Source organism: uncultured Campylobacter sp. (assembly GCF_938045535.1).
GTDB lineage: Bacteria > Campylobacterota > Campylobacteria > Campylobacterales > Campylobacteraceae > Campylobacter_B.
In genome coordinates this window covers 1-2,676 of the sequence record NZ_CALIMQ010000155.1, presented here as the reverse complement: position 1 = coordinate 2,676, position 2,676 = coordinate 1, and the positions used below count along the sequence as shown (strand labels likewise).

The window sequence follows — 2,676 nt, the reverse complement described above, 5'->3', positions numbered from 1 at the left end:
ACTGAAGAAGGCATCATCGTGCCCGCAAAGGTGCTTATTTCATAGCGCCTTGTTGTTTCATCTGATCCATCATCTGCTTAAATATCTCTTTAGCTTGTTTGCAAGTGGCCTCTTGCTGCTCCTTAGGAAGTGCGCTGATCTGATCCATAGACTGCTTTTTTTGATCCTCATACATCTTGACCTGCTGCTCTTGACCAGCTTGTTTGTAGGTGTCAACCATCTTATCAAGATCTGCGAAATACTCTTTGCAGCTATCTGAAAGATCTGCGGCGCTAAGACTTAGCGCAAAGCCAAAACTAGCCAAAACTAAAAGTGATTTTTTCATTTTTCTCTCCTTGTAAAAAATCAGCGAAAGTATATCATTTCGCTTAGTAAATTTGCCTTAAATTTTAATCAAATACGGCTGTTTTTTTAAATTTATAGCGCTTTTGAAATTTTAAAATTTTACTCTTACCTCGACGCTTACATTTTTTAAAATTTAACTCGTCTTTAAATTTTAAAATTTAGACCCACGGTTTCGCAACTGCCGCCGGTGCTTTTTAAAATTTCGCTTCGCAATTTTTAAGCTGCATGCAAACCGCCTTAAGCTATATGTGGGCAAATTTTAAGCCCTGAGCCGCTTTTTTAAAATTTCATTTCGCAATTTCGCTACCGCCGCAAAATCACTTCTCCTCAAATCTAATCTGCACCGATCTTTTGTGCGCGCCCAGCCCCTCGGCATCTGCTAGCGCCATGCACGCGCGCCCTAGCTCGTCTATGGCGAGTTTATTTAGCGCTATAATCGAGCTTCGTTTGATGAAGTTATAAACCCCCAGAGGCGAGAAAAATCGCGCGCTTCCGCCGGTCGGCAGCGTGTGGTTAGGGCCTGCGAGGTAATCGCCCATCGCCTCTGGCGTGTAGTGGCCCAAAAATATCGCGCCTGCGTGGCGTATGCGCGGAAGCAGCTCGTAGGCGTTTTCGGTCGCGATTTCTAGGTGCTCGACCGCAAGCTCGTTCATCAGCTCCACGCATTCGTTCATATCGCGCGAGATGATGATCGCGCCTTTGTTTTGTACGCTAGCGCGAGCGATCGGCTCACGCGCGAGTGTAGGAAGCTCGCGCTCGATGTGCTCTGCGACGGCAAGAGCGAATTTTTCATCGTCGCTTATCAAAAAGCTGCTTGCGATCTCGTCGTGCTCGGCTTGGCTAAGCAGATCCACGGCGATGTTGCGCGGATTTGCCGCAGCGTTTGCGATGATGCCCACTTCGCTAGGGCCCGCGATCATATCGATATTCACGTCGCCAAACACGAGCTTTTTAGCGGTTGCGACGAAGATATTCCCGGGACCCGTGATGATATCGACCTTGCCGATCGTGCGCGTGCCGTATGCCATCGCCGCGATCGCGCTGGCGCCGCCCACTTTGTAGGCCTTTTTGATCCCTAGCACATGCATCGCCGCAAGCAGTAGCTCGTTTACGACGCCGCCCACGGCGGGGGTGCAGACGCTGATATCCTCCACGCCTGCGACGATTGCTGGGATCGCGTTCATCAGAAGCGAGCTCGGATACGCCGCCTTGCCGCCCGGGATATACAGCCCCGCGCGATCTACCGGCGTGATCTTTTGCCCAAGCATCGCGCCGCTTGGATCGAAGCTAAACCAGCTTCTCTCAAGCTGTTTTTCATGATAAGCGTAGATGCGCTCGTATGCGACCTGTAGCGCGTTTTTAAGCTCTGCGCTTAGGTCTTCGTAGGCACGGCTCATCTGCTCTTGCGTGATAGCCAGATCGCCCTGCACGCGCCATCTGTCAAATTTCTCAATCTGTTCAGCTAGCGCCTCATCGCCGCGCACTCTGATCTCCTCGATGATGCCGCTTACGACGGGCATTACCGATCTCATATCCGTCTCGCCGCGGCACATTAACCTCGCAAACTCCTCTTTAAAATTTGCGTTCGTGCTTTTTAAAATTTTCATTTTTGCTCCTTGTAATGCTTGGAATTTTAACGCTTTTTGCTAAATTTCGCCTTTAAGCTTGCGGCTATGTAAATTTACAGCTCGCCGATTTTCAAAAGATTAAGCGAAAATGAAATAAAATAGCCGAAATTTTAAACGGAGCGATGTATGAAAAAGATATTTTTAGCGCTGATCGCTACGGCGGCTTTATCGCTAGCAGAAGCCACGGCTTTGCCATCGGCGGAACAAGAAGATCCCGGTATAAGCAGATTACAAAGCGAATGCGATAGCAACAATACCTTAGCATGCGTGAATCTCGCCATGGCATACTATTCAGGGGATGGCGTGAAGCAGGATTATGAGAAAGCAAAAGAGCTAAATTCTAAAGCCTGTAATTTGGGAGACGGCTGGGGTTGCACCACCTTAGGGGCGTCATATGAATACGGCAAGGGCGTAGAACAAGATTATAAAAAAGCAGCCGAACTGTATTCTAAGGCCTGCGACTTAAAAAATAGCATAGCTTGCGGCAATCTGGGTGTTTTATACTACTCAGGCAAAGGAGTGGGGCAAGATTACAAAAAAGCGATCGAACTGCTTTCCAAGGCTTGCGATTTGCAAGAAGGTGACGGATGCTACAATCTCGGGCTTTTATATGCATCTGGCGAAGGCGTAGAACAGGACTATAAAAAAGCGAGCGAGCTATATTCAAAAGCTTGCGATTTGAAACATGGCGAAAGCTGTCATA

At 48.3% G+C, this 2,676-nt stretch carries 3 protein-coding genes; 1 reads left to right on the top strand and 2 read right to left on the bottom strand.

The genetic code is table 11. The annotated features are described in order from the left end of the window. Window positions 1–34: 34 nt before the first annotated feature. Together Q0095_RS04970 and hisD are read right to left on the bottom strand one after the other, a co-directional pair. Window positions 35–325 carry a DUF5339 domain-containing protein gene (locus Q0095_RS04970; RefSeq protein ID WP_291936556.1) on the bottom strand — a complete coding sequence of 97 codons (291 nt, stop codon included), beginning with the start codon at window positions 323–325 and terminating at the stop codon, window positions 35–37. Between the two features lie 337 nt (window positions 326–662). Continuing rightward, window positions 663–1,952: a histidinol dehydrogenase gene (gene hisD / locus Q0095_RS04965; RefSeq protein ID WP_297881923.1), complete on the bottom strand. Its 1,290-nt coding sequence runs from the start codon at window positions 1,950–1,952 to the stop codon at window positions 663–665. A gap of 147 nt (window positions 1,953–2,099) precedes the next feature. Between hisD and Q0095_RS04960 the strand changes: the two genes are divergently transcribed. Beyond that, window positions 2,100–2,676 (top strand): tetratricopeptide repeat protein (locus tag Q0095_RS04960; protein WP_297881922.1); only part of this gene is annotated, 577 nt, incomplete at its 3' end.